This is a genomic window from Thermaurantiacus sp. (assembly GCF_053487655.1).
In genome coordinates, this window is the sequence record NZ_JBRCLD010000019.1 from 1 (window position 1) to 25799 (window position 25799).

At 65.1% G+C, this 25799-nt stretch carries 28 protein-coding genes and 1 pseudogene; 12 read left to right on the forward strand and 17 right to left on the reverse strand.

Annotated features, from left to right (window positions below):
* On the reverse strand, positions 1-825 hold an 825-nt coding region (locus tag ACWIQA_RS02030), incomplete at its 3' end, for an acyl-CoA dehydrogenase family protein (RefSeq protein ID WP_448581397.1).
* On the reverse strand, positions 822-1646 hold the full coding sequence (locus ACWIQA_RS02035) for an enoyl-CoA hydratase/isomerase family protein (RefSeq protein WP_448581398.1): 825 nt from the start codon (positions 1644-1646) through the stop codon (positions 822-824). The genes ACWIQA_RS02030 and ACWIQA_RS02035, both read right to left, overlap by 4 nt.
* Before the next feature lie 55 nt (positions 1647-1701).
* Here ACWIQA_RS02035 and ACWIQA_RS02040 point away from each other — a divergent pair, with 55 nt between their 5' ends.
* The 4 genes from ACWIQA_RS02040 to ACWIQA_RS02055 are packed head-to-tail and all read left to right on the forward strand — an operon-like array spanning position 1702 to position 5149.
* Positions 1702-2853 (forward strand): acyl-CoA dehydrogenase family protein, encoded by a 1152-nt coding sequence (locus ACWIQA_RS02040; RefSeq protein WP_448581399.1) that lies wholly within the window; start codon positions 1702-1704, stop codon positions 2851-2853.
* Positions 2850-3797, forward strand: a complete 948-nt coding sequence (locus ACWIQA_RS02045; protein ID WP_448581400.1) for an acyl-CoA dehydrogenase family protein — start codon at positions 2850-2852, stop codon at positions 3795-3797. Before ACWIQA_RS02040 ends, ACWIQA_RS02045 begins: the two co-directional genes overlap by 4 nt.
* Positions 3794-4291 (forward strand): MaoC family dehydratase, encoded by a 498-nt coding sequence (locus tag ACWIQA_RS02050; RefSeq protein WP_448581401.1) that lies wholly within the window; start codon positions 3794-3796, stop codon positions 4289-4291. Before ACWIQA_RS02045 ends, ACWIQA_RS02050 begins: the two co-directional genes overlap by 4 nt.
* A gap of 51 nt (positions 4292-4342) precedes the next feature.
* The gene (locus ACWIQA_RS02055) at positions 4343-5149 is read left to right on the forward strand and encodes an SDR family NAD(P)-dependent oxidoreductase (RefSeq protein WP_448581402.1); all 807 of its coding nucleotides are present in this window, start codon (positions 4343-4345) and stop codon (positions 5147-5149) included.
* 7 nt (positions 5150-5156) lie between these two features.
* Here ACWIQA_RS02055 and mtgA read toward each other — a convergent pair whose 3' ends face one another.
* The 8 genes from mtgA to ACWIQA_RS02095 form a co-directional block, all read right to left on the reverse strand.
* A complete protein-coding gene (mtgA, locus tag ACWIQA_RS02060; RefSeq protein ID WP_448581403.1) occupies positions 5157-5834 on the reverse strand; it encodes a monofunctional biosynthetic peptidoglycan transglycosylase in 678 nt (225 codons plus the stop codon).
* A gap of 16 nt (positions 5835-5850) precedes the next feature.
* Positions 5851-6576: an N-formylglutamate amidohydrolase gene (locus tag ACWIQA_RS02065; protein ID WP_448581404.1), complete on the reverse strand. Its 726-nt coding sequence runs from the start codon at positions 6574-6576 to the stop codon at positions 5851-5853.
* Positions 6573-7346 carry an enoyl-CoA hydratase/isomerase family protein gene (locus tag ACWIQA_RS02070; protein ID WP_448581405.1) on the reverse strand — a complete coding sequence of 258 codons (774 nt, stop codon included), beginning with the start codon at positions 7344-7346 and terminating at the stop codon, positions 6573-6575. Before ACWIQA_RS02070 ends, ACWIQA_RS02065 begins: the two co-directional genes overlap by 4 nt.
* 105 nt (positions 7347-7451) lie before the next feature.
* On the reverse strand, positions 7452-7751 hold the full coding sequence (locus ACWIQA_RS02075; RefSeq protein WP_448581406.1) for a hypothetical protein: 300 nt from the start codon (positions 7749-7751) through the stop codon (positions 7452-7454).
* Between the two features lie 334 nt (positions 7752-8085).
* On the reverse strand, positions 8086-8604 hold the full coding sequence (locus ACWIQA_RS02080; RefSeq protein WP_448581407.1) for a YbjN domain-containing protein: 519 nt from the start codon (positions 8602-8604) through the stop codon (positions 8086-8088).
* A gap of 108 nt (positions 8605-8712) precedes the next feature.
* On the reverse strand, positions 8713-8979 hold the full coding sequence (locus ACWIQA_RS02085) for an accessory factor UbiK family protein (RefSeq protein ID WP_448581408.1): 267 nt from the start codon (positions 8977-8979) through the stop codon (positions 8713-8715).
* 58 nt (positions 8980-9037) lie between these two features.
* A complete protein-coding gene (locus tag ACWIQA_RS02090; RefSeq protein WP_448581409.1) occupies positions 9038-12157 on the reverse strand; it encodes an efflux RND transporter permease subunit in 3120 nt (1039 codons plus the stop codon).
* Entirely contained in the window at positions 12154-13203 is a 1050-nt protein-coding gene (locus ACWIQA_RS02095) for an efflux RND transporter periplasmic adaptor subunit (RefSeq protein ID WP_448581410.1), read from the reverse strand. The genes ACWIQA_RS02090 and ACWIQA_RS02095 overlap by 4 nt, the downstream gene beginning before the upstream one ends.
* A gap of 344 nt (positions 13204-13547) precedes the next feature.
* Between ACWIQA_RS02095 and clpS the strand changes: the two genes are divergently transcribed.
* From clpS to ACWIQA_RS02110, 3 genes are all read left to right on the forward strand, one after another.
* Complete coding sequence (gene clpS, locus ACWIQA_RS02100; protein WP_448581411.1) at positions 13548-13880, forward strand: ATP-dependent Clp protease adapter ClpS; 333 nt, start codon at positions 13548-13550, stop codon at positions 13878-13880.
* A 129-nt stretch (positions 13881-14009) separates the two neighbouring features.
* Positions 14010-16022, forward strand: a complete 2013-nt coding sequence (locus ACWIQA_RS02105) for an acetyl-CoA carboxylase biotin carboxylase subunit (protein WP_448581412.1) — start codon at positions 14010-14012, stop codon at positions 16020-16022.
* A 180-nt stretch (positions 16023-16202) separates the two neighbouring features.
* Entirely contained in the window at positions 16203-16838 is a 636-nt protein-coding gene (locus ACWIQA_RS02110) for a PEPxxWA-CTERM sorting domain-containing protein (RefSeq protein WP_448581413.1), read from the forward strand.
* Between the two features lie 20 nt (positions 16839-16858).
* Here the strand turns inward: ACWIQA_RS02110 and ACWIQA_RS02115 are convergent, their stop codons facing one another.
* Positions 16859-18340 carry a trypsin-like peptidase domain-containing protein gene (locus ACWIQA_RS02115; protein WP_448581414.1) on the reverse strand — a complete coding sequence of 494 codons (1482 nt, stop codon included), beginning with the start codon at positions 18338-18340 and terminating at the stop codon, positions 16859-16861.
* Between the two features lie 251 nt (positions 18341-18591).
* On the opposite strand from ACWIQA_RS02115, the gene aat reads away from it, so the two are divergent.
* Complete coding sequence (gene aat / locus ACWIQA_RS02120; protein ID WP_448581415.1) at positions 18592-19275, forward strand: leucyl/phenylalanyl-tRNA--protein transferase; 684 nt, start codon at positions 18592-18594, stop codon at positions 19273-19275.
* 35 nt (positions 19276-19310) lie between these two features.
* Here aat and ACWIQA_RS02125 read toward each other — a convergent pair.
* From ACWIQA_RS02125 to ACWIQA_RS02140, 4 genes and pseudogenes are all read right to left on the reverse strand, one after another.
* Positions 19311-19667 (reverse strand): annotated as a pseudogene (locus ACWIQA_RS02125) (DUF2155 domain-containing protein); the annotation flags it as partial.
* Between the two features lie 11 nt (positions 19668-19678).
* Positions 19679-20119 (reverse strand): outer membrane lipid asymmetry maintenance protein MlaD, encoded by a 441-nt coding sequence (mlaD, locus tag ACWIQA_RS02130; RefSeq protein WP_448581416.1) that lies wholly within the window; start codon positions 20117-20119, stop codon positions 19679-19681.
* Between the two features lie 49 nt (positions 20120-20168).
* Positions 20169-20552, reverse strand: coding sequence for an NADH:ubiquinone oxidoreductase subunit NDUFA12 (locus ACWIQA_RS02135; RefSeq protein WP_448581417.1), 384 nt, complete (start codon positions 20550-20552; stop codon positions 20169-20171).
* Positions 20553-20561: 9 nt separating this feature from the next.
* On the reverse strand, positions 20562-21086 hold the full coding sequence (locus ACWIQA_RS02140) for a DUF192 domain-containing protein (RefSeq protein WP_448581418.1): 525 nt from the start codon (positions 21084-21086) through the stop codon (positions 20562-20564).
* 65 nt (positions 21087-21151) lie between these two features.
* Here ACWIQA_RS02140 and ACWIQA_RS02145 point away from each other — a divergent pair, with 65 nt between their 5' ends.
* The 4 genes from ACWIQA_RS02145 to ACWIQA_RS02160 all read left to right on the forward strand — a co-directional run bounded on the left by ACWIQA_RS02145 (position 21152) and on the right by ACWIQA_RS02160 (position 24246).
* Positions 21152-21739, forward strand: a complete 588-nt coding sequence (locus ACWIQA_RS02145; protein ID WP_448581419.1) for a CoxG family protein — start codon at positions 21152-21154, stop codon at positions 21737-21739.
* A 3-nt stretch (positions 21740-21742) separates the two neighbouring features.
* On the forward strand, positions 21743-22663 hold the full coding sequence (locus ACWIQA_RS02150; protein ID WP_448581420.1) for an XdhC family protein: 921 nt from the start codon (positions 21743-21745) through the stop codon (positions 22661-22663).
* 63 nt (positions 22664-22726) lie between these two features.
* On the forward strand, positions 22727-23665 hold the full coding sequence (locus ACWIQA_RS02155; protein ID WP_448581421.1) for a hypothetical protein: 939 nt from the start codon (positions 22727-22729) through the stop codon (positions 23663-23665).
* Positions 23662-24246: a nucleotidyltransferase family protein gene (locus tag ACWIQA_RS02160; protein WP_448581422.1), complete on the forward strand. Its 585-nt coding sequence runs from the start codon at positions 23662-23664 to the stop codon at positions 24244-24246. The genes ACWIQA_RS02155 and ACWIQA_RS02160 overlap by 4 nt, the downstream gene beginning before the upstream one ends.
* Here ACWIQA_RS02160 and ACWIQA_RS02165 read toward each other — a convergent pair.
* Positions 24243-24578: a 2Fe-2S iron-sulfur cluster-binding protein gene (locus tag ACWIQA_RS02165; RefSeq protein WP_448581423.1), complete on the reverse strand. Its 336-nt coding sequence runs from the start codon at positions 24576-24578 to the stop codon at positions 24243-24245. The genes ACWIQA_RS02160 and ACWIQA_RS02165 overlap by 4 nt on opposite strands.
* Complete coding sequence (locus ACWIQA_RS02170; protein WP_448581424.1) at positions 24575-25726, reverse strand: cysteine desulfurase family protein; 1152 nt, start codon at positions 25724-25726, stop codon at positions 24575-24577. The genes ACWIQA_RS02165 and ACWIQA_RS02170 overlap by 4 nt, the downstream gene beginning before the upstream one ends.
* Between the last annotated feature and the right edge of the window lie 73 nt (positions 25727-25799).

Sequence of the window (25799 nt, forward strand, 5' to 3'; positions counted from 1 at the left end):
GGCTTCGTCGAGCGCGGCCATGGCCATGCCATAGGCAACTGCCGAGATCTCAAGCTTCTCAACATCGAGTGCACGCCCGGCAAGCTGTTCCCAGCCCCGGTTCCACATCGCCTCGCCGCCGACGATGGCCGAGACCGGCAGCTGCACATGGTCGAAGAAGACGTCCTGGCTTTCGGTGTAGCGCAAGTTGACATGGCCGATCGGCTGCATGCTGACACCGGGCGTCCTGGGTGGAATCAAGAGGAAGGAGAGATTGCGATAGCGCGCATCGGCCGGGCCGGAGCGGACCAGGCAGTAGATTGCATCCGCCCAGTCTGCCCCGGTGCACCAGCGCTTGGCGCCATGGACCACAATCCTGTCCCCATGGCGTTCAGCCCTTGTCGTCACACTGGCAAGGTCCCCGCCAACATCGGGCTCGGAGAGACCGTAGGCGAAGAAGGCTTCGCCGCGGGCGAGCTTCGGGAGCCATTCGGCCTTCTGCTCCGCCGAGCCGTTCTCGGCGAGGTTCATGCCGCCGTAGAAGGCCGTGTGAATATAGGGGCCGGCAAGGAAGGGGCCAGCGCGCGACAGCTCCTCGATGACGGCGATTGCCGCGACCAGATCCTGACCTGCACCTCCATAGGCCTCGGGCACGGCCAATGCCGTGAAGCCAAGCTGGTTGAACTTTGCATAGACATCGCGTGGCCAGCACCGCGCACGATCCCAGCGGGCCCGCGCTTCGGGTGGAGCATGGCGGGCAAGGAAGCGGCGGATCTGGTCGCGGATCGCCAGGATATGGTCTGGTTCGTCGAACCAGCTGGCCGGAGCCGTGGCGCCCGCGTTCATTCGCCGGTCAGCCTCGGGGCGCGCTTCTCACGCATTGCTCTAACTGCTTCGGCGCGATCGGCGGCCATGTTCGACAGAAGCTCATGGGCAAGGCTTGAGTCCATCATCTGCGCAGCAAGCGCCTTGAGCGGCTGGTTGGCAACCGTCTTCGTCCAGCGCACGGCCCAGCGCGGGTTGCCGAGGACCTTGGCTGCTACCTCCGCCACCTTCGAGTCGAGCTCTGCTGCGGGGACGGCATGGTTGATAAGGCCGATTCGCGCAGCCTCGCTTGCCGTGAGCAGATCGCCAGTCAGGAGATATTCCTTGGCGCGGGCAAAGCCGATGAGCTGGGGCCAGATGATTGCCCCGCCGTCACCAGCGACAAGCCCGACTTTCACATGCGGGTCCCCGATGACGGCGCGTTCGTCTGCGATGATGATGTCGCACAAAAGGGCGATGGTGGCACCAAGACCTGCCGCAGGCCCGTTCAAGCGGCAGATGATCGGTTTCTCAAGATCAAGGAGGGACGTCACGATCCGCCGGGCTTCATAGGCGATAGCGCGGAAGCTCTTGGGATTGCGGATCTGTTCCTCGAACCAGGCATAGTCACCGCCGGCACAGAAGGCCTTCCCCTCGCCAGTCAGGATGATGAGATCCGAGTGCGAGTCATGCTGGAGATCAGTGAAAAGGGTCGCAAGCTCGGCATGGAGGCGCGCGTCGACCGCATTGACTGCCCCGGGGGCAGCGATTGCCACCGTGAGCACCCGGCCGTCGCGGCGGAACTGGAATCTCTCATAGGCTTCAAGCACCATCGCCTCCTCCCCTGCGGGTCCCTGCCGCATCCAGACGCGCTCGAAAAGCCTTGCAGCGCACGCCAAGCGCGGCAAGAGGTGCAAGATGGCGCTCGCCGAACTTGCTGCCGATTTCACCCCCGCGGCGCTGCCCGAACATACGCGCGACTTTCGCACGCAGGTGCGCGCCTTTCTTGACGATGCTCTCGTCAACTTGCGCCCACGCGACCGCGCCAAGACCTGGACCGGCTGGGACGCGGACTTCAGCCGCGCGCTTGCCGCCCGCGGCTGGGTGGGCCTGACCCTTCCTGAGCGCTATGGCGGTGCTGGCAAGGACTATTTCCATCGCTTCGTGCTGGTGGAGGAGCTGCTGGCCAGTGGCGCGCCCTGCGCCGCCCACTGGATCGGGGACCGGCAGTCGGCGCCGCTCCTTCTCAAGTTCGGAACCGAAGAGCAGCGCCAGCGCTGGATCCCGGCCATTTGCCGCTCCGAGACCTTCTTCTGCATCGGCATGTCAGAGCCAGGCTCCGGCTCTGATCTCGCCTCAGTTCGGACGCGCGCCGTGCGCGACGGCAACGGCTGGCGCCTCAACGGCGGCAAGGTCTGGACCACCTGGGGCCATCGCTCCGACATGATGATTGCGCTGGTGCGCACCTCTGGCAGCCCGGAGGACCGGCACAAGGGGCTCTCACAGTTCCTCGTCGACTTGAAGGCACCGGGTGTGACGACAAAGCCCATCCGCCTTTCCTATGGCGAGAGCGAATTCTCCGAGACCCGGTTTGAGGATGTGTTCCTGCCGGCGGATGCACTGGTGGGTGAGGAAGGGCAAGGCTGGGCGCAAGTGAATGCCGAGCTCGCCTTCGAGCGCTCTGGGCCGGAGCGAATCTATTCTTCGCTCGCCCTTCTCGACTTGTGGACCCGCCATCTTAAAGCCGCGCCGGATGCACGCGCGGTGGCAGCGCTTGGCCGGCATCTTGCCAACCTTGCCACTCTTCGCGCCATGTCGATTGCCTTGACGGCGCGGCTTCACGCCGGGTGTTCGCCCATCGTCGGGGCGGCCTTGCTGAAGGATCTTGGCACGGCAGCCGAGCAGGCCATCCCTGCCGATATCGCCGACCTCGTCGGCCCGGGCGAGGCCGAGCAGGAGCTGATGGCGACTCTTGCTTTCCTCCACCAGCTGTCGGCGGTCTTCTCCATCCGCGGCGGCACGCGCGAAATCCTGCGCGGCATGATCGCGCGCGGGCTCGGGCTCAGATGATGCTTCTTGCGGCCTTCGAGAGGCTGCTTGAAACCCATTGCTCACCTCAGGTGGTGCGAAGCGCCGAAGCGGGCACCTTTCCTGCTGCGCTTGCAGCCGAGCTTGCAGCCTCTGGATTCCTCGATCTCCTCGTGCCGGAGGAGGCCGGGGGTGCGGGCCTGCCACTTGCCGAGCTGTTCCCGCTTGCGGTTGCGGCCGGGCGGCGGGCCTGCCCCCTGCCCTTCGCCGAGACGGCGGTGGCGCGCGGGCTTTTGGCCCGGGCGGCATTCGAGGTGCCCGCTGCGGCCTGGATCTTGCCTGCTCCGCCCTCCCCGCTCCACCCCATGGCCCGCCTTGCCACGCATGCGCTGGTTGAAGATGCAGACGGGGCAGCCCTTGTGGAAATGCTGGCAGCTGGCGACGACCCCTGGGGGACGGGGGGGGCGACGCGGATCGAGGCCGGCGCAGTCTCCGGCCGGATTGCCGGCATCGATCTTGCAGCAACGGCAGCGGCCCTTGGCGCAGCCCGGATCGCCGGCCTGGTCGAGGCCGTAGCCGAGCTCACCCTTGCGCATGTCACCACCCGCCAGCAGTTCGGGCGAGCACTCGCCGGCTTTCAGGCCATCCAGCAGGCAATGGCGCAGCTTGCCGAGGAAGTGATCGCAGCCCGCAGTGCAGCGAGCCTTGCCTTCGCAGGGGAGGTTTTCGCACGTCTTCCAGCCGCAGTTGCAAAGGCGCGAGCTTCTGAGGCAGCACGCGCCGTGCAGGCGATCGCCCACCAGGCCCATGGTGCGATTGGGATGACGGCAGAATATGATCTTGGCCTTTTTACCCGGCGACTGCAGGAAGCGCGCATGGCGCACGGCAGCGAAGGCCATTGGCACTGCTTGCTCGGGGAAGCGCGGGCATCCGACCGCGCGGGAACGGCTGTGGACTTTCTGCGGCGGGCACTGGAGGTCGAATGAGCGAAAGCCATGATCCAGCTGCCGCGCGCGCCCAGTTCGAGACCCTGCCTGTGCTGGGGCAAGGCCCCTATTGGCAGGATCTTGCGCCAGGCCTTGTTGGGCGGACGCTCAGGCGCACCATCACGGAAGCTGATCTCATCAGCTTCATCGGTGTCACTGGCATGACGGAAGCCATCTTCATCGATGCCGCCTACCCGGGGGCTGCCATCCCCGGCCGGCTGGTGCCAGCAGCACTCACCCAGTGTCTCATCGAGGGAATGTTGTTCCAGACACTCATCCAGGGCGTCGGCCTCGCACTGCTTGAGATCCACACCCGCGCCCATGCGCCAGTCCGGGTGGGGGACAGTATCTGGGCAACGGTCGAGATCGCCGACATCCGGCCGACGTCGAAGAACAACCGCGCCATCGTGACCCAGGAGGTCAAGGTCATGAACCAGGAGGGGGTGCTGGTCCTCTCCTACACGGTCAAGCGGCTGGCAGCCGGGCGCGGCTAAGCCCTTCCCTGCACCTGCGATCACAGGCAAGAGCGGGGCAGGAGGAAGGGCATGAAACGACTGACCGGGCGTGTCGCGATTGTCACGGGTGCAGCAAGCGGCATCGGCCGGGCAACGGCAGAAGTGCTGGCAGCCGAAGGCGCCCTCATTGTTGCAACCGACATCGATGTTGGGGGTGGCGAGGAGACGCACGGGCGTATCATTGCCAGCGGAGGCCACGCCCGCTTTCTCGTCCAGGATGTGGCCGACGAAGACCGCTGGGCCGAAGTGGTGGCCGACACGATGGCATCCCACGGCCGGCTCGACATCCTCGTCAACAATGCGGGGATCGGCTTAGGAACGCTGGTGACCGAAATGACCCTCGAGGCCTGGAACCGGCAGGTCGCAATCAACCTGACTGGCGTGTTCCTCGGCTGCAAACATGTCATTCCCGCCATGCGTGCCGGCGGCCGCGGCGGCTCCATCATCAATGTCTCGAGCGTGGCAGGACTTGAGGGGGCAGCGGGGCTTGCCGGCTATTGCGCGACCAAGGGTGGGGTGCGCCTCTTTACCAAGGCGCTTGCCAAGGAATGCGCCATGGCAAGGGACGGAATCCGGGTGAACAGCGTGCACCCCGGAATCATCGACACCCCGATCTGGACTCGGATTGACCAGGGCGGACTCAGTCTGGCGCAGACAGCGGAAGCCCACACTGGCGCCAATGCCCTGTCACCCGACGTGATTGCAGCCGCAGGCGCCCCGCTTGGCTATGCCGGCCAGCCTGAGGATGTCGCCCGCGGCATCGCATTCCTCGCAAGCGACGACAGCCGCTACATGACCGGCTCGGAGCTGGTAATCGACGGCGGCTGGACAGCCTGAGCCACCGTCAGCGCAGCAAGCAAGAGTCAAGCCGGTTGCTCTCGATGACGCGCATGCGCTTCCTGATGGTTTGGGCATAGCGCGCCGTGGCGGGCCCAGGACGTGCCGCATCGCGCCGGACGGGTGCGGGCAGGATGGCGGCGAGGCGCGCAGCTTCAACGCGAGTGAGGCGCGCAGCAGGCTTGCCGAAATAATGGCGGGACGCCGCCTCGGCGCCATAGATGCCCCGACCCCATTCGGCGAGGTTGAGGTAGACTTCCATCACGCGCGCCTTGGGCCAGAGCTGCTCGAGCCAGAAGGCAAACCAGGCCTCGAACGCTTTGCGAACATAGGTTCGGCCAGGCCACAGAAAGGCGTTCTTGGCCACCTGCTGGGAGATGGTGGACGCACCCCGGAGGCGCTTGCCGTCGCGGTTGGCCTCGATTGCCGCTTCAATCGCTTCCAAGTCGAAGCCGCGATGCAAACAGAAGCGGCTGTCTTCAGCGGCAATCACTGCGCGAGGAAGGGCGGGGGCGATCGAGGACAAGGGCATGACGGTGCGGCTGACATCGACTCCCTGCACCCAGTCGCGGACCATGAGGAAGGTGACTGGTGGGTCAACCACCCGATAGGCGGCAACCCAGAAAACCGAGAAGAGAGCAAGGCCAAGCGCAAGCAGAAAAAGGCGCCAGAGGCAGCCAGTCACTGGCGAAGCCTCCCAGTCACTGGCGAAGCCTCCTTGCTACTGTTTCCACCGTCTGGCTGAGAATGCCGGCCCAGCGGGCAATCCCCGCGTCGTCAGCAAGCAGGTCCTGCCGGACTTCGAGGCCGATATAGGCAAGGCCATTGGCTTCGGCGTGGCGGTCCATGGTGTAATTGAGGACCTTGCCGGAATAAGGCTCGTTGGCGCCGATCGGGCCCTCGACGGCAGGGTCAGCGCGCAGTGCCGCCAGAGCGAGATCTGCCGCCCGGGCATCACGGTTCCAGAGCACGGCAAGAGGCCAGGGCCTGGGCGCCGGATCGGTTGCAAGCCTTGGCGTGAAGCTGTGGACGGAGACGAGGAGCGCGGGCCGCGTGCGCAGGATCCACTTGGCCAGAGCAGCGTGGAAGGCAGTGTGCAGAGCGTGGCGCTGGCGACGCTCCGCCGGCGAGAGACACTGGTTTCCGGGAATGCGGTGGCCATCGCTGACTTCAGGAATCGCAACCTCGAGCGGGCGGTTGCAGTCGACCACCAGCCGGCTCCAGGCACCAAGCCAGGCACAGGCGCCGGTTGTGGCAGCAAGCGCTTCGGCAAGAGCCCCAGCGCCGATGTCCCAGGCGATATGGTCTGCAAGCAAGGCGGGCGGAATCCCGAGATCGATTCCTGCTGGCACGGCGTTGCTTGCATGATCGCAGACGAACAGGAGATCCGCCCGCTCGCCCGGGACAAGCCGATGCGCGACCGTCATCGGCGAAAGCGCGCTGGCCGCTTCTCGAGAAAGGCTGCCACGCCCTCGGCGAAATCCGGGCCATGGCGGGCGGCATCGAACAGCGCTTCCGACTGCGCGTCGTCGTCACGCACGCCAGCAAGGATCCGGGCAATCATCGCCTTGGTCCAGCGCTGGCTATCGCCTGAGACCTTCAACATGTCGGCGGCAAGCGCATGCGCTGCCGCCAGCGGATCATCGGCGAGCTCGGTCACAAGGCCGATTGCGAAAGCCTCGGCAGCAGTGAACAGGCGGGCGCTGTAGAGCATGCGCTTGGCCTGCGCTGGCCCGACGAGATCGACAAGGAGGCAAGTGTCGTGGAGCGGGTAGACAAGGCCAAGCCGGGCCGGAGTGATTCCAAACCGGCTGCGGGGGCTTGCCAGCCGCAAGTCGCAGGCAAGCGCAAGGCCGCAGCCACCACCGACGCAGTCGCCATCGACAACGGCGATCGTCGGCAGCGGGGCCTCGACCAGGGCCTTTTGCGCAGCGCGGATAGCGCGCCGGTTTGCAGCCCACCATCCCTCATCGCTCGCCCGTGCTGCAAACTCGCCGATATCGGCGCCGGCACAGAAGATGCCGGGGACAGAAGATGTGAAAAGCAGGACACCCACGCTGGGTGCGGCAACCGCGGTCGCAACAGCTTCCGGGATTGCTTCCCACATCGCCTGGTCGATGGCGTTCTTTTTGGCCGGGCGGTCGAGCGCGAGGACGGCCACTCCTTCGGTAATGGCGAGACGCACGCGCGGATCCATGGCACGGCCCTTGGCATTTGCCACAGCAAAAGAAAACGGGCCGGTGACAGCGCCACCGGCCCGTGGGTCAGGCCTTGGGGAGGGGAGGACGGCCTGTCCGAGGGATTACTGGACCGCAGCTGTCTTGGTGACGTTGGCCATGGCGGTCTGAAGATCCGTGCCAAGGGCGGCTGCCGCAGCGCGGAACTTGCGGGCTGCTTCCGGACGGTTGCGCGCTTCGCAAAGCTGTTCGCCAAGCTGAATGTCGCGAAGCGCCCGGCGCTGGGTGGCACCTTCGGCCGTGGCAGCAAGGGTGCGAAGCGCACCGGGTGCGACAGCGCAGATTTCAGAAGGGCTTGGATTGGCGATCGCCGGGACAGCAGCGAACCCAAGGGCGGCGGCAATGGCGAGTTCGGTCAAGCGCATGTCATCTCTCCTCAGTGGCGCGACTCGCAAGCGAGCCGCGAAGGGTGGGACCGGCGGGACCACCGGCGATGCTTCGAGAGCGCCGAGTCGAGTCGCACTCAAAACAACTGAGCTGCGCTTTAAAGTGGCGCTCAAATTTGGTCAAGCGCAAATTTGAGCATCACGCAGATTCTCCCCCCAATTCCTTGTGCAAAGCAGCACGCCGGCCCAGCCGCTGGAGGAATACGCTATCTATCACAGGGGGTTGCAAAATGCATGGTGATATTGCTATGCACAATTTCTCTACCAGCCATGCCCTTTGCCTATGCCAGCTGCGCTGGCTTTCCAGCCTCGGTCAGGCTTCGCCGAATGTCTCGACGAGGGCAGCTCGAAGCGCCTCCTCAGGCGATTTGCCGCCCCAGATCGCGAACTGCAGCACGGGGTAGTAGCGCTCGCAGGAATCGATTGCAGCCTCAACGAGCCCGCGCGCTTGTTCCATCGCGAGCGATTCCTCAGAATCAAGAAGCACCGCGTGACGGAACAGAACTGCGCCATCTGCCGACCACCATTCGAAGTGGCCGATCCAAAGCTGTTCGTTGATGAGGCCAAGAAGTTCGAACAGCGTCGCGCGCATGGCAGGATCCGTCCGGTCGCGAGGCACGCTGATGCCGGTTTGGGCAATGAACTGCAGCACGCGCTCCTCCTCGCGCCAAAGCGCGCGCAACTCATAGTCTGACCAGCTGCCCTTGACGGCGGCCACAATCTCCTCGTCGCCGTCTCGCTCGAACGACCAATTGTGGCTTTCGAAATACTGCTCGAGTATCTCGATCGGCGGTGCTGCCCCGTGCAGCTCCTCAAGAGGGTTCACAATCAACCTCTGGTACCCCCAATTGATGTAAGGCCTCGATATCTTGCGGCCTCTGCCAGGCCGGTGCAAGCTTGTGCCTCCTTGGCCCTGCCACAAAGCTGTGGAAATCCTCGTTCAGCTTGCTGGCTTGCGCGCGCGCGCGCCAGCAGCCCGCAGTTCGCTGACCTCCTGTTTCAGCTTCTCAAGCTCGGCGCGAGTCTCTGCTGCGAGCGCGCGCAAGGCTTCATGCTCCTCGCGAGTGACCGACTCGGTGCCAATAACAAGTTCCCGCAGCCGCTCGCGCATGCGAGTCTCGGCCTCGCGCCCAGCGCCTGCCATGGTTCCCGCAAGCGATGAGAGCAGCCGCGCCATGTCCTCGAACAGCCGGTTTTCCTTCTGCATGGCGGAGAACTAGCCGAAAACCGAGACTAAGGGAAATGCGGCGCAAGCGCCGTTCGCCTCATTCGGCCGGCTGGCCTATGGCCGCAAGGCCGGCGTCAAGCTCGCGCGCAACGGCCGAGGCGGCCTTTGTCCGGCGGGCAAGCAGCGCATAGAAGACCGGCACCACAAAGAGGGTCAAAAGGGTGGCAAGGCTGACCCCCCAGACGATGACGATCCCAATCGCCGTCCTCGAGCCTGCACCCGCGCCTTCCGCGAGCATGAGTGGCACAGCACCTGCAACCGTTGCAATCGAGGTCATGAGCACGGGGCGCAGGCGGCGCTCGGCAGCGTTCAGAATCGAGTCGCGCACGCCCTGGCCGGCATCGCGAAGCTGGTTGGCAAACTCGACAATGAGGATGCCGTTCTTGGCAGCAAGACCAACCAGCATCACCACGCCGACTTGCGAGTAGAGGTTGAGCGTGCCGCCCATCAAGGTCAGCCCGAGGAGCCCACCGCCGACGGCGAGCGGGACAGTCAAGATGATGACGGCGGGGTGAATCCAGCTTTCAAATTGGGCCGCAAGCACGAGGAAGACCAGGATGATGGTCAATCCAAGGATGAGCGCCAGGCTTGATCCCGTCTGGCGTAATGCCAGGCTCTCGCCCTTGTAGCCGATGGCGGCGATCTCGGGGTGCTTGCGGGCTTCCGCCTCGAGGAAGTCGAGTGCTTCGCCAAGCGTGGCGCCGGGGGCGAGATTGCCCTGGAGGGTAATTGCGCGCAGCTTGTTGAAGCGGCCGAGCTCGCCTGCGCGGGCCTCTTCGCGAAGGGTCACGATGCTCGAGAGCGGCACCAGCTGGCCCGAAGTTCCGGAGCGGACGTAGAGGGTGGAAAGATTGTCTGGTGTTGCGCGATCGCCGTCTTCAGCCTGGAGGACGACATAATATTCCTCGCCACGGTCGATAAAGGTGGTTACCCGGCGTGAGCCCATCATGGTCTCGAGCGTGGCACCGATGTCGGCAACAGCAATGCCAAGGTCACCAGCGCGCGTCGTGTCGATGTCGACCAGAAGCTGAGGCTTGGTTTCCTTGTAGTCGGAATCGAGGTCGACAATCGCTGGGTTGGCAGCAGCTGCCTCAAAGATTGCGTCGCGGGCGCGGGCGAGCTCCGCAAAGCTCGAGCCAGCGATGACGAACTGGATCGGCCGGCCGCGCCCACGCGTGAAGCTGTTGCCAGTGGTGACATTGCCGCGCACGCGTGGATCGGCAGACACGATGGCTTGCACTTCGTTGACGACGTCGCGGGTGGTAAATTCGCGTTCCTCCCAGGGGTGGAGGAAACCCGTCATGCCCCCGCTTGCAAAATCCTCACTTTGGCCCCAGCCGCCTGGCGCGCGCACGAGAAGCCGGCGCAGCTTGCCCTCCTCCACCAGCGGCAGGATCTGGTCCTGGAGGTCGCGCATATAGCCTGCCATGGTCTCAAAGCCGGTGCCTTCGGCTGCCGAGACGCTGACCTGGAAGCTGCCAAGATCCTCCTCGGGCGCGAGCTCATTGTTGAGCTGCGATGCAAGCGCAAGACAGCCGCCAACGAATAGCAGCGCCACCAGGCCGATGACGAGCGGCCGGTCGACGATAGCCTCGACCGCGCGCCGGTAGCAGCGTGAAAGACGCGCGAACTGGCGGTCAAACCAGCGATTGAAGGCGTTATGCTCGCCGCCCTCGGCTTCAGGCCGGAGCAGCTTTGAGCACAGCATTGGCGTGAGCGAGAGTGCAACAAAGCCGGAGAAGGCAACTGCTCCGATCATGGCCCCGGCAAGTTCGCGGAACAGTGCGCCAATGTTGCCTGAGATGAAGTAGAGCGGAACGAACACAGCGCATACGACGATGGTGGTCGCAACCACTGCAAACCCGACCTGGCGCGCTCCAAGGAAGGCGGCAACCAAAGGCGGCTCGCCGTGCTCGATCCGGTGGTAGATGTTCTCAAGAACGACGATGGCATCATCAACCACGAGTCCGATTGCAAGCACAAAGGCAAGGAGAGTGAGGAGGTTGAGCGAATAGCCAAGAGCATAGAGGACAGCGAAGGTCGCAATCAGGCAGATCGGGACGGTGATCGCCGGGATGAGCGTTGCCCGGATACTGCCGAGGAAGAGGAAGATGACAAGGACGACGAGTGCCGCTGCTTCCGCAAGCGTCACCCAGACATTCTTGATCGCACGGTCAATGAAGAGCGAGCTGTCGAAGCTGACTGCCATTTCCATGCCGGGCGGGAGCATCTTCTGGACTGCCGCCATTTCGGCCTTGACCGCGTTGGCAACGGCGAGCGTGTTCGCTCCCGACTGGCGGACAATCCCGAGCCCGATTCCCGCTTCGCCATTGGAGCGGAACAGCGCGTAGCGGTTTTCAGGCTCGAGGCTCACTCTTGCGACATCGCCCAGGCGCAAGAGATAGCCATCTTGGCCGCGGCGGACGATCAGCCTCTGGAATTCCTCGGGAGTTGAAAACGGGCGGGTGACGCGGACGGTCAGATTGGTCGCCTTGCCCTCGATCCGGCCGGCGGGAAGCTCGACATTCTGCTGGCGCAGCGCCTGCTCGATATCTTGGGTGGTAAGACCGAAGGCGGCGAGCTTCTGGCGCGAAAGCCAGATCCGCATGGCTGGCCGCGCATCACCGCCGATCTGGACTCGCGACACGCCGTCAATCGAGGCGAAGCGGTCAGCGACCACACGGTCGGCATAGTCGGCGATCTGCATCATCGTCCAGCCGGGATGGATGAGGTTCAGCCACATGATCGGCTGGGCATCCACGTCCACCTTGTTGACTTCGGGCGGGTCGGCTTCCTGCGGGAGGTTGTCGAGAATGCCGGCAACCCGATCGCGGACATCGTTGGCAGCCGCATCAAGATCGCGGCGGGCTGCAAATTCGATACTGATTTCCGACCGGCCATCGCGGGAACGCGACGTGATCGACTCGACACCCTCGATCCCCGAGATGCGATCCTCGATGATCTGCGTGATGCGGTTCTCAACGACTTCGGCGTTGGCCCCGCGATAGCTGGTATCGATCGAAATGATCGGGGGTTCGATTGCCGGCAGATCCCGCACTGGCAGCCGGAAATAGGAGATGACCCCGGCCAGGACGATGACAAGGCTGAGCACGGCAGCAAAGACTGGCCGCTTTACCGAGATGTCGGAGAGGATCATGCCGCTTTCTCGGGAGCCGGCGGCTCGCCGGGACGGCTGCTTGCCACTGGCTGGACCACCATGCCGTCGCGGACCTTGACGGTTCCTTCAACGACAATCCTCTGGCCGGGGGAGAGTCCTTCGCGAATTTCCACTTGGCCGTCGCGCCGAACGCCGGTCTGAACTTCTGTGCGCTGGACGCTGTTGTCCTCCGCAAGGAGATAGACGAAATTGCGCGCACCCTGCCCCACCAGCGCCAGGTCGGGGACAACGGGGGCAATGCGCGGGGCCGCTTCCACTTCGACGGTCATCAGCATGCCTGGGCGCAACCGCAGGTTCCTGTTGGGGATGATGGCACGAACTGTCGCTGCGCGCGTCACCGGATCCACCAAGGGATCAATGGTGTTGATGGTGCCAGCGAAGGTCTGGCCGGGGAAGGCCGCCGCAGAAGCGACGATGGGATCGCCTGGCCGAATGGTTGAAAGGAAGGTCTCCGGGACTGGGAAGTCAAGCTTGATCCTTGCGTAATCGACGATTGTCGCGATCGTCGTGCCCGCGTTTACCACCACGCCAGGCGAGACTCGACGCAGCGACAGCCAGCCAGCAAATGGCGCCCGGATGACCCTGTCGCCGATCTGCGAGCCAGCAGCGGCAACCTGACCGCGGGCAACATCGACTTGCGTTTGCGCAGTCTCGATCTGGGCGCGAGTCGCAAAACCCTGTTTCTGCAGTGCCAGAAGCCGCTCGAGCTGGGCTTCCGCCTCGCGCAGACGCGCCTCGAACTGGGCCAGCTGGGCGCCTTGTTCTGAACGCACCAGCTCGGCGATGACGGCGCCCTTCGGCACGAAGGCACCATCGGCGAAATTGACGCGCGCAATCCGCTCGGTCACCGTCGAGGTGAGGTTGGCCTGCTCGTTCGCATAGGCCGTCCCGACCGCCTCGATCCGGTCGACGAGCCGCATGGTTCTGACTTCATCGACGACCACCGAAGGGGCTCGCGCTGCGCCTTCTGGCCTGCCGGGCCCGCGCGTGCGACCAGCTGTCGGACGGCCGCTGCGCTCCGACACTTCTGCCCCTGAGCTGCCGGGGACACCACTGTCCCCAAGCAGCGAGCAGGCCCCAAGCGCAAGCAAGGCGACAGAGAAAAGCAGGCGCGAAAACCAGCGGGAAGGCCCGAAACTCATCAAGCGTGTCTCTCCATGGTCGTAATGGGCCGCATGCGTGTCGCATGCGAAGGCACCAGCCGCTTCCCGCGAAGCCCGCTTCAGGCCCTCTCACATGGAGTGGCACGGGATGCAGCGCAAGCCCAAAGCGGGGCACCTGGCCTTTGCGCCGACGCCGCAGCGCGGCCCGGTGGGCGCGCGCCGGGGTTGCGGAAGCTGGCCCTTCTCCGGTAAATTCCGCAGTCGCCATGGTGAACGATCCGAACCAGGATGATGACGGTCTTGGCACCGGGACTGGCGTGGTCACCCGCACGCGCCCCAAGACGCGCAAGCCATCGCTCTACAAGGTGCTGATGCTGAACGATGATTACACGCCCATGGAGTTCGTCGTCCATGTCCTCCAGCGGTTCTTCCGGATGAGTCTTGAGGATGCGACACGAGTCATGCTCCATGTTCACCAGAAGGGGGTCGGCGTGTGCGGGATCTTCACCTATGAGGTGGCCGAGACCAAGGTGACGCAGGTGATGGACTTCGCCAAGCAGCATCAGCATCCGCTGCAGTGCACGATGGAGAAGGCCTGAGCTGCCGCTGGGCCTCGGGGGCGGGACAGAAGCTTCCGAGAGCGGACGACGGCGCAGTTGGCATTGTGCAGGAGGCCTTGACGGGGCCACCTCCAGCCTTTCACAGGCGGCGCCCAAGGGGAGTTGCGGGTGCCATCCAAGCCATTCTCAAAAATCCTGATCGCCAATCGTGGCGAAATCGCCTGCCGGGTCATTCGGACCGCCCGGCGCATGGGCATCCAAACGGTTGCCGTCTATTCCGACGCCGATGCAGCCGCGCTGCATGTCGAGATGGCCGACGAGGCTGTCCACCTCGGACCGCCACCGGCCGCGCAATCCTATCTTCTGGGCGAGAAGATTATTGAGGCCTGCCGCAAGACCGGCGCTGAGGCCGTGCATCCCGGCTATGGCTTTCTTTCCGAGCGGGAATGGTTTGCAAAAGCGCTTGCGGAGGCTGGCATCGCTTTCATCGGCCCGCCGGCAGCTGCCATTGCCGCCATGGGCGACAAGATCGAATCAAAGAAGCTGGCGAAGCGCGCGGGCGTGAATGTCGTGCCCGGCTTCGTTGGTGAGATCGCCGATACCGACCATGCCATTGCCATCGCCTGCGAGATCGGCTTTCCGGTCATGATGAAGGCGTCAGCCGGGGGCGGTGGCAAGGGGATGCGCCTCGCCTTTTCTGAAGCCGATGTCCGCGAGGGTTTTGATGCCGTGCGCCGGGAGGCCAGCGCCAGCTTCGGCGACGACCGGGTGTTCATCGAGAAGTTCGTCGAACAGCCGCGCCATATCGAGATCCAGGTGCTGGGCGACACTTACGGCCAGATCCTGCACTTGAACGAGCGCGACTGCTCGATTCAGCGGCGTCACCAGAAGGTCGTCGAGGAATCGCCCTCCCCCTTTGTTACGCCGCAGATGCGGGCGGAGATGGGAGCGCAGGCGGTCGAGCTTGCCCGCGCCGTCGGCTACCATTCGGCCGGCACGGTTGAGTTCATCGCTGGCGCGGACCGGAGCTTCTACTTCCTGGAGATGAACACCCGCCTCCAGGTCGAGCATCCAGTGACCGAGTGCGTGACTGGCCTTGATCTCGTCGAATGGATGATCCGAATTGCTGCCGGTGAAAGATTGCCGTTTTCCCAGGAGGATATCCGGCTTGATGGCCACGCCATCGAAACCCGCTTCTACGCTGAAGACCCCTATCGCGGCTTCCTGCCTTCGACTGGGCGGCTGACCCGCTATGCGGAGCCGCCGCCGGCGGAAGGCCTGCGCATCGACTCGGGCGTCGTCGAGGGCAGCGAAATCTCGATGTTCTACGATCCGATGATCGCCAAGGTCATCACCCATGCGCCAACCCGGCTTGCCGCTGCGGATGCGCAAATCGCAGCTCTCAACCGCTTCCTCGTGCGCGGCATCAGCCACAACGCCGATTTCCTCCTGGCCCTGATGCAGCATCCCCGCTTCCGCGCTGGGCAGACCGTGACCACCGCCTTCATCGCCGAGGAGTATCCGGACGGATTTGCCGGGGCTTCCGATGACGAGGCGGCGCGGGAACATGCGCTCGTCCTTGCCGCCATCGATGCCGACTCCCGCGCCCGGACCGCTGCAAGTGTCGACCACCGGATGAACGGCAGCATGAGCGATGCTCCCCGGCACTGGGTCGCTGAGCTCGACGGACAACCGCATGCGCTCGCCATTGCTCCAACACCGGAAGGGGTGGCAGTGACCCTCGAGGGCCGAGCCAAGTTCGTAACGGCCGTCCGCCTCCCCCGATCTGTCTCTGACGTGATGACGGCCGAAATCGATGGCGTGCCAGTTGCTGTCCAGATCGACCGCGGCGCATCCGGCACCCGGATCACCCATGCCGGGCGACAATTCCGTTTCCGGCTGCTGACGCCGCGTGCTGCCGAGCTTGCCCGCCACATGCTCCCTAAGGTTGCGCCCGATCTTTCACGGTATCTCCTGTGCCCGATGCCAGGCCTCATCGTGTCGATCGCCGTCGAGGAAGGTGACCGCGTCGAAGCAGGCCAGCCGCTCGCGATTGTCGAGGCAATGAAGATGGAGAATATCCTGCGGGCTGAAAAGCCCGCCCGTGTCGCAAAACTGCACGCAAGACCTGGCGACAGTCTCGCAGTCGATCAGATCATTATGGAATTCGCAACCGACTGACGCGCGAGAGGGAAGATATTAACCTTTATCTCAAGCTGAACTGTCAAGTTTTTTGACAGAGCGAGAAAATGGTTGCTGCATCAACTCTTTGAGTTCGCTTGAGAACGCTGGCCCGACGCATTTGGCACAGCTCTTGCAAAACGAGGGCATCGGCAACTTTGCCTTGTAGGAGTTGGACTCATGTGCAAACCCCTCTTGCTTCTTGCTGCTGCCAGTACCCTTGGCTTGGCCAGCGCTGCGACTGCTGCTGTGACTGGCGGTGCCATCACTGGCGGCAGTGCCCACCCTGGCAGTTTCATCCTCCTCACTCCGCCCTTTGCCGTCGGCAACAACAACCAGTCGAACAACCATGCCTTGTTTGCGTTCAATGAGAAGCAGAATGTGCTGCTGGCAGCGCCGCTGGTGACTGACCTTGGTGGCACCATTGCGGCTGGCACGCGGGTTGCAAGCCACGGCGTGGTGTTCGATCCGAAGGGGAGCCGCACCCTCGTTGGCTCCGTCAGCTTCGATCGGCCAATCCTCGGCCTCATCTGGCAGACCAGAGGCCTGGTTGCGACCGATGGCCTGCTCGGGCTTCCGACCATCACCTACAACAGCCCACCTGCTCGTGGCCTCGAAAGGCGGGACATTCCCGGCACCAGCTTTGTTGGCAACACGCTCTTCATCAATGACTGGGCGGCTTCGAGCCCGGGTGACAATATCCGGGTCATCACTTCTGCGATTCCCGAGGCTGCGACTTGGGCGATGCTGATTGCCGGCTTCGGACTTATCGGTGTGGCAGCACGCAGGCGCAAGAAAGCAACAGTGCTGGCCTGAGCTGCACCCGCCATGCGGCGTCAGGCAGCACGGCAACCCCAGCGCGCCGGGGCCTGAAAGAGGCAATCGGCGCGCTGGCCGCTGCGGTTCAAGCGCAACAGCGTCTGTGCGGGCGAGCTGCTGATCAGCCGCCCGACATCGGTGACCGAGGCCACTGGCTGGCCGTTGACAGCCTCGAGGACATCGCCTGGGCGGGGAAAGCCGGTCACGCGTGCGGGCGCGTTTGCGGGGACTTCCACCACCACCACGCCGCGCTCTGGCAAGCCGGCGCCGAGTTCCTGTGCGAGCGCCGGGGAAAGGTTCGCAATGGCAACGCCTGCAAGGATGGACCCTTGCGGCAGCCGCGTGAGCTGGCGCGGCGGCACTTCGGGCGGAGCAACGAGCTGGAGCCGGATTTCGGTTGGGCGCCGATCCCGGAGGATTCCGACTCGAACGGTCTGGTTCACACCAAGGGTTGCAATCCGGTAGCGAAGCGCAGCCGGATCCGCGACATCCTTGCCGTCGACCGACAGGATGATGTCACCAGGCCGCAAGCCCGCGCGCGCGGCCGGCGAGCCAGGCGTAACACCCGTCATCAGCACACCCCGCGGCCGATCAAGGCCGGCGGCCCGCGCCGTCTCAAGCGTGACGGCCTCGCCATCCGCGCCAAGCCAGGCAGTCACCAGCCGCCCGGTTTCCGCCGCCCGCAGAAAGACCCGGACCATGTTGGCTGGAATGGCGAAGCCAAGCCCGATCGACCCGCCCTCGCGACCTGCAGTCAGGATCGCCGTGTTGACCCCAATGAGCTCGCCATCGAGGTTGACAAGGGCGCCACCGCTGTTCCCCTGGTTGATGGCGGCATCGGTCTGGATGAAGAATTGGGTGTCGGAGATGCCGAGACCGGAGCGGGCGACAGCCGAGATGATCCCTTGCGTGACGGTTTGGCCAACTCCGAACGGGTTGCCGATGGCGAGCACCAGATCGCCCACTTCGGCACGATCGCTGTCGCCCAGTTTGAGGGTGGGAAGTGGCTCGGCGCCAGGCTCGACCTTGAGCAAGGCAAGATCCATCCGAGCATCGGCGAACAACAGCCGGGCTGGATATTCGCGGCGATCGGCAAGGGCGACGATAATCTGGTCGGCGCCTGCAATCACATGGTTGTTCGTGATGATGTAGCCGGACGAATCGATGATGACGCCAGACCCGAGTGAATTCTCAACGCGCGGCTGGCCTTCATAGAGCGCGAAGAATGGCCCCATGCGGGCGCGCTCGCGCACCACCTTGGCTGTGAAGATGTTGACAACGGCGGGTTGCGCCGCCCGAGCGACGGGCGCAAAGCTGAGGCTGATCTCGCTCGACGAGCGCGGTGCCCGGGCTTCCCTTGCGGAGGGTTCGGGCGGCGGGGCCGTGAGCGCAGGCGACAGGCCGGGGACGGGCTTCCCATCGGGAAAAGCAACATAGGCGAGGGCCACACCGGCGCCGAGGCCGGCGAGCGCAATGCCGAGGATGCGCGCTGTTGTCATGACCTGGTTCCAGCTGTCCGTCCCAAGCCTTGCAAGATGTCGAGGTTTTTGTGCCACGCCGCCGGCCGCTCGCCAACCGCGCGTGAAGCCGCCGTGAACAGGGCGCCACACCATGCTTTACAACGCCTCCCAGCGGGCGCAGCATCGAGCACGCGCGAGGGATGCATGTCCAAAGACGTGGACGATCGCAAGGATCGAAGCGACGGCAAGGCCAGTCCGGACCGGAGACGACGAATTCTGCCGGGTGTGGCATGACGCGGCCATTCCGGCGACTGGAAACGGCGCTCCTGCTTCGGGCCTATGCGGCCGGACTTTTCCCCATGGCCGACACGAGGGATTCGCCCGACGTCTTCTGGGTCGAGCCGCGCCGGCGTGGCCTCATCCCGCTCGATCGGTTTCATCTCTCCCGCTCCTTGGCGAGGACGCTAAAGCGCGAGACCTTCCACCACAGCGCCGATGTTGCCTTTGAGCGAGTCATCATGGCCTGCGCCGAGCCGGCGGAAGGCCGGGAGCAGAGCTGGATCAACCATTCGATCGAAGACGCCTATATCCGGCTGCACCATGAAGGCCATGCCCACTCGATCGAGACTTGGGATGCGGACGGCGAGCTGGTTGGCGGGCTCTATGGCGTGCGGATTGGTGCAGCCTTCTTTGGCGAGAGCATGTTCAGCCGCCGCACGGACGCCAGCAAGGCGGCACTCGCCCACTTGATTGCCCGGTTGCGGCTGGGCGGCTTCACGCTGCTCGATACCCAGTTCTGGACTCCGCACTTGTCCCGGTTCGGCGCGATTGAAGTGAAGCGGGCCCGCTATCTTTCCCTTCTTGCCGAATCGCTCGCCCGCGGAGCGGACTGGACGGCCTTGGGGCCCGCCGGGACCCGTGCGGCTGGCGTCACAGGTGCTGGAATCGTGCAGGTCTTGAGCCAGACATCATAGGCCGGGTGGGCAAAGGGATTGAGCGATGGGGACTCGGCAAACATCCAGCCAGAAAACAGGCGCCTGGGTCGAGCTGCGGAACCCGTGGCGCCGCGGCGCGGGATGCTTGAAATCTCAAGATAGGCAGCGGTTTCGCGCCGCTCGTGGGGTGGTGTGCGGTCGCAGCCGCGCAAGACGCCCGAGATCTGGCCGAGTCTGAAAGTCTGGCCGGGGAGCAGCGTGAATTCGGTCACGTCACCGCTGCGCTTGTCGAGAATGGCAATGGTGGCGGTGCGGCCGGGCCCGGCCGGACCGGGTGGAGTCTCTGCAAACAGCGGCGCAGCGACGCCAAGCCAGACGAAGGTGGCCAGCCTGGGCATCAGGCGGGCACCAGTCGCACCTGGGTGAGGCATCCGCGCGCGCCTCAATTGCCGGCCGAGTTCGGCCGACTGTCCGCAGAAGCGCTGCCCGTGCGATTGATGACCGAGCCGACCAGACCCATGAGATCGGTTGCGCCCTGTGTGTCGGTGATCTCGTCCCCTGGCATGAGCCGTTCGCTATCCCCGCCTGGCATCAGCGCAATGAAGGTGCCGCCGAGCAGGCCTTCGCTTGTGATTGCGGCAGCACTGTCGGCCGGGAGCGACACCTTGCGGTCGATGGCCAAGCGCACCACGGCCTGCCAGGTGTCAGGATCAAGCTCCTGGGCGACGACTCGACCAACCTTGAGGCCCGAGACCCGGACTTCGGTTCCAACGCTTACGCCAGCGACATTGGGAAAGCGGGCGATGAGCTCATAGCTGTCTCCAACCCCGCCGCCGCTCCGGTTCCAAGCGAACATGAGGAACCAGCCGGCAAGGAGCACCACGACAAGGCCAGCCAGGGCCTCAGCGAGATGCGCGCGAAGAAGAGCCAGATCAGGCCTCCGGAGTCCAGGGCCGGTAGTCGGCGGTTGCACGCGCGCGCCGGCCGCCCGACTCGAGCGCGCCTGGCGGCCGTTCGGCAAGCGGCGTGCCAGTCGGGTTGGGCCGCCACGGCCGCTCCCACGGGCGGGCCGGCAGAGGCACCTCGGTGGGGGGCACCTGCCGACTGCGGTGCAGCCACAGATGCCACTCCGGCGGCACGCGGCTCGAATCATTCTCGCCCGGGTAGATCACCCAGCGCCGGCTGCCATCGGCAGTCTCGTAATAGATGTTGCCGAGGCCATCGCGGCCGACCTCACGGCCATGCGACCGCGTGAACATGGCCGTGGCAAGCGTGGGGCCATTCCACCAGGTCAGAAGTTTCGACAAGAGCGACACCGCCTTCCCCTAGCCGCCTGAAGCCCGGCCGCCAAGCCGGGCGCGCTCGGCCCCGGAATCCCAGCGCACCCGGTCACCAGGCTTGAGCCCGATGCGGGCCGCCTCGCCGCCAGCCAGCTCGAGGACGGCCGCAACCGGGCCATCGGAATGGCGAAGCTCGAGCGACATGGGCGTTGCATTGGCAGCGATGTTGCGCACTCGCCCGTCAGCGCCGATGAAGATGATGTCAAGGGCGACGAAGGTGTTGTGCATCCAGAAGGCAGCTGGTCGCGGCGGGTCGAACGGGAAGAGCATGCCGGTTCCGGGTGGAACCTTCGTGCGGAACATCATGCCGGTCTGCTGCGCTGCGGGAGTCGCTGCGACTTCGACTCGGTAGCTGTGACGGCCCCGCGCGGTCTCGACCTCGAGCGCGATGCGGGGCAGGCCGGCATTGGGCGCTGCCGGCCCTTCGAGCACGGGCTCCCGCGCGGCTGCGGGAAGGGCTGGAAGGATGAGAAGCAGGCCCGCGATCAGCGCGCGGCCAGCGCTTGCCAAGGCGGTTCGGGCGGGGAATAGCATCGTGCCGCTACTAGCTGAAGTGCAGGGACAGGAACAGGCGCATGGAATTCGAGGGCAAGGCACGGATTGCCGCTCCCAAGGCGAAGGTCTGGGAAGCGCTCAATGATCCTGCCGTGCTTGCCCAGTGCATCGATGGTGTCGAGTCGCTGGAGACAGACGGCGAGAACCGGTTCAAGGGCAGCCTTGATGCGAAAGTCGGTCCCGTGCGGGCCCGCTTCAGCGGCACCGTCAGCCTGACCGACCTTGATCCGCCCAATCGCTATGTCCTGGTCGGCGAAGGCAAGGGCGGCGTGGCCGGGTTCGCCAAGGGCTCGGCCGAAGTCCGCCTCGATGACGCAGAAGATGGCGGAACACTCCTATCCTACACTGCGCGCTCACAGGTGGGGGGCAAGCTCGCCCAGCTCGGCACCCGCTTGGTGGAGGGGGCAGCCAAAGGCTATGCCGATACTTTCTTTCAGAATTTCAAGAGGATCGTCGAGGAACCGCAGATTATGGGGGAAACGCCCCCGCAGGCGCCTGCAGCCGCGCCGGCAGTTCCAGAGCCCGCCGGCCGGGGGGTTCCCCCGCTTGTCTGGTCACTGCTGCTGGTGGCAGCCATCGTCCTTCTGCTTCTGTTTCTGCTCGGCTAGCACGTGGACGAGCTTGCCCACCTCATCGCCACGGCGCGGGACTGGCGAGCAGCCGGGGCGCGGGCAGCAATTGCAACGGTCACGCGCACTTGGGGTTCGGCTCCGCGCCGGGTGGGGAGCCATATGCTGGTGCGCGCCGACGGCCTGTTCGAAGGCTCGGTCTCGGGCGGCTGCGTGGAAGGCGAGGTGATTGCAACTGGCCAGATGCTGGCAGAGACTGGCGGCTTTCGACGCTTGCGCTTCGGCGTTGCGAATGCGACGGCCTGGGAGGTGGGCCTTGCCTGCGGCGGCGAAATCGAAGTGCTGGTGCAGGCGCTCGATGATGAGGCCTTCCCGCCCGCCCTTCTCGAGCGAATCGCTGCTGCCCGGGCCAAGGGGCGCGCGCTCAGCCTTGCAACCGACCTTTCGACTGGCCGCACCCGGGAAGGCGAGGCTGGAGATTTCGTGCACCGCTATGACCCGCCGCTTCGGCTGTTGCTGACTGGAGCAGTCCACATCGCCCAAGCGCTGGTGCCGATGGCCCAAGCGCTTGGCTATGCAGTCTCAGTGGTCGATCCGCGCGGGACTTTTGCTGCCGGCCCGCGCTTTGCCGGGCTCGAAGTGGACAGCCGCTGGCCCGATGAAGCGATGGCAGACTGGAAGCCGGATGCCGCCTCCGCGGTCGTCACGCTCACCCATGATCCCAAGCTCGACGACCCAGCGCTCGAGGCGGCCCTTCAGAGCGAGGCATTCTATATCGCAGCGCTTGGCTCGCGCAAAACCCATGCTGCCCGCTGCGAACGGCTAGCCGCGCGCGGCTTTGCGGCAAGCACGCTCGACCGGATTCGCGGGCCGGCAGGCCTTCCGATTGGCGCTGCCAATCCGGCCGAGATCGCGCTTTCGATCGCAGCCGAGATGGTGCAGGCGTTTCGCGCCCGCAGCTGACCAGTGCAGTTTGGGGAAGTTCCTCTGCAAGACGCCGAAGGCGCAGTGCTTGCGCACGCGATCATGCTCAGCGGGCGACGGATCGAAAAGGGGCGGCTGGTCGACTCGGGGCTCGTTGCTGCTGCCCGCGCTGCAGGTTTCAAAACACTTTGGGTGGCGCGGGCAGGTCCCGAGGACATGCCCGAGGCCGAGGCGGCCGCCGCAATCGGTGCGGCGCTCGCTGGCGAGGGAATTGAAGCGGAAGCCCCCGTGCACGGCCGAGTCCATCTGCGTGCTCGCGCGAGCGGCCTCCTCCTGTTCGACCCGGAGCGGCTTCAGGCTGCCAACCAGCTCTCCGAGGGGATCGGGATTGCAACGCGCCCCCCATTTACACCGGTTCACGCTGGAGACCTCATCTCGACTGTCAAGATCATCCCCTATGCTCTTGAGAAGGCAGTGGTATTGGAGGCCAGGGCGAGACTTTCGCAACTTCGCGTGCAGCCCTTTTTGCAAGGCCAGCAGGCGATCCTGATCCCGACCGTGCGCGACTTGGCCGCAGCGGCAGCCAGAAAAACTGCGGCCAAGACGGAGATGGTCACGCGCGATCGGCTCGAGCGGCTGGGGATGGCGTTTGCCGTTGGCGCTTGCGTTGTGCACGCTGTGGAGCCGCTTGCAGACGCGCTGGCGCAGTGCAAAGCTGATCTCGCCCTCGTGGCCGGCGCCACAGCAACCGCCGATCGCCGCGACATCATTCCGGCTGCAATCGCGCGCGCGGGAGGCACCGTGTTGCGCGTTGGCATGCCAGTTGATCCCGGCAATCTGCTCGTCCTTGGCCGAGTGGGCCGGATGCACGTGGTCGGGCTTCCCGGCTGTGCGCGCAGCCCCAAACGTAACGGGCTCGATCTCGTTCTCGAGCGGCTCGCAGCCGGTCTTGAAGTCACCTCCGACCTCATTGCGGCCATGGGGGTAGGTGGGCTGCTCGAGGATTCTGGCCGGCCAGTGCCCTGGGGCTGGAGCGGGTGAACAGGATCATCGGCGCGATCGTGCTGGCAGCAGGCCTGTCGCGCCGGATGGGGGCAGCGAAGCTCGCCTTGCCGTTCGGCTCGGGGACAGTGCTTCAATCAACGCTCGATGCCCTGGAAGCTGCCGGGATCCCGGTGCTTGTCGTGCTCGGTGCTTACGCTGACCTGTTGCGGCCACTTGTGGGCAATTCGGCGATTGTGGATGCACCCGACCATGCGCTTGGCCTTGCCCATTCGCTGCGGGCGGGAATCGCAGCTGTGCCTGCCGCCTGGGCGGGAGCGCTCATCGTGCTTGGCGACATGCCTTTTGTGCAGCCCCAAACCTACCGCGCCGTGGCGCAGGCGCTGGCTGAAGGGGCCGATGTTGCAAGACCTGTCCATGCCGGGCGGCCGGGCAATCCCGCCGGATTTTCAAGGCGACTGTTTCCACGCCTCATGACCCTCGAGGGCGACCGCGGCGCAGGCGTGCTGATGGCGATGCTCCCGGTGCGGGATGTCGCCGTGGATGATCCTGGAGTTCATCGCGACATTGACACGCCTTCTGATCTCGCTTGCGACTGGACAGTCCAGTTGCGGCGCTAGATGCCCCGCATGTCGGCATGGGCCGGAGGGAGTCGCACTTCGAGCATGCCGACGGCTTCATCAAGCACCACCTGACACGACAGCCGCGATGTCGGGGTCACATGCGGTGTGAAATCGAGCATATCCTCCTCGTGCACCGAAAGCGGCCCGAGTTTTGGGAAATCGGCCGGCGCGACGATCACATGGCAAGTCGAGCAGGCCATGGCGCCTTCGCAAGTGCCTTCAAGCGGCAGGCCGAGCTGCTGGGCAAGCGCAAGGAGGCGCGTGCCTGGCGCGGCCTCGGTTTCGGCCGCAACCCGCCCATCGGCCCCAAGGAAGCGGACCCGGATCATGCCGCTCTACTCTGCATGTCGCGAGCTTCCTTCGCAACTGCGGAAACGGCGTGCGCAATCTCGACCTCGCTCGACATGCGAGTCCAACCCAGCCGGACGGTCTGGGCGACGGCTGTGCGCGAAAGGCCGAGTGCACCAAGCACATGGCTTGGCCGGCCAGCGCCAGAGGAACAGGCGGCGCCAGAGGAGAAGAGAATGTCGGGCAGGCGGGCAATGAGGCGGGTCACAGCGACACCGGGGAAAGTGACGCTCAAGTTGGTTGCAATCCGGTTGGGCCCCTTCGGATCCGGCCCGTTGATGACGAACTGGGCACCACTGGTCTCAAGGCAGGTGAGAGCAACGTCCATCAGCCGCCGGGCGTGGTCGGCGTGGGCATCCCTGCCTTCCCGCGCCAGCCGGGCGGCGGCGCCGAAGCCAGCAGCCAGCGCCGGGCTCTGGGTGCCGGAGCGGAATCGCTCCTGACCGCCGCCGTGAAGCAGCGGCTCGAGCGCAATGTCGGGGGCTGCCAGCAGCGCACCGATCCCCTTGGGGCCATGGATCTTGTGGGCGGAGATGCTGACGAGCGCGGCGCCACCCAGATCCTCGGCAAGGTGGCAAGGGACCTTGCCGAACGCCTGCGCAGCGTCGCAATGGAAGCGTGCGCCATGCGCCTGGGCCGCGCGTGCCATCTCGGCAATCGGCCAGATGCTACCGACCTCATTATTGACCCGCATCGCCGACACCAGCGCGACATCGCCTTGTGCAAGCGCTGCTTCATAGGCGGCAAGATCGGGCATGCCATTGGCAAGGACCGGGAGCACCGTCACCGGGACCCCCTGCCGGCTGAGAGCGCGCGCGGCCTCGAGCACGCAGCTGTGCTCAGTGGCAAAGGTGAGAAGCCGCCCGCGCGGCGCTGCGAAAGCAGCGAAGAAGCCCTTGAGCGCGAGGTTGTTTGCTTCCGTCGCGCCGGAGGTGAGGATCACAGCTTCGGGCAGCGCTCCGACGACGGCGGCAATCTCCGTCCTTGCAGCCTCCAACGCGGCCTTCGCTGCCCGGCCAGCGCGGTGGGCACTGTGCGGATTGGCATGATTCACCTCAAGGAAGGGCAGCATGGCAGCGCGCGCCTCCGGCGCGAGCGGCGTGGTCGCCTGGCCGTCGAGGTCAATCATGCCGCCCGCCGGCGCGCAGCAAGCCCAGTCCAGACGTCGAGGAAGCGGTCGATGTCGGCCTCGGTCGTACTCC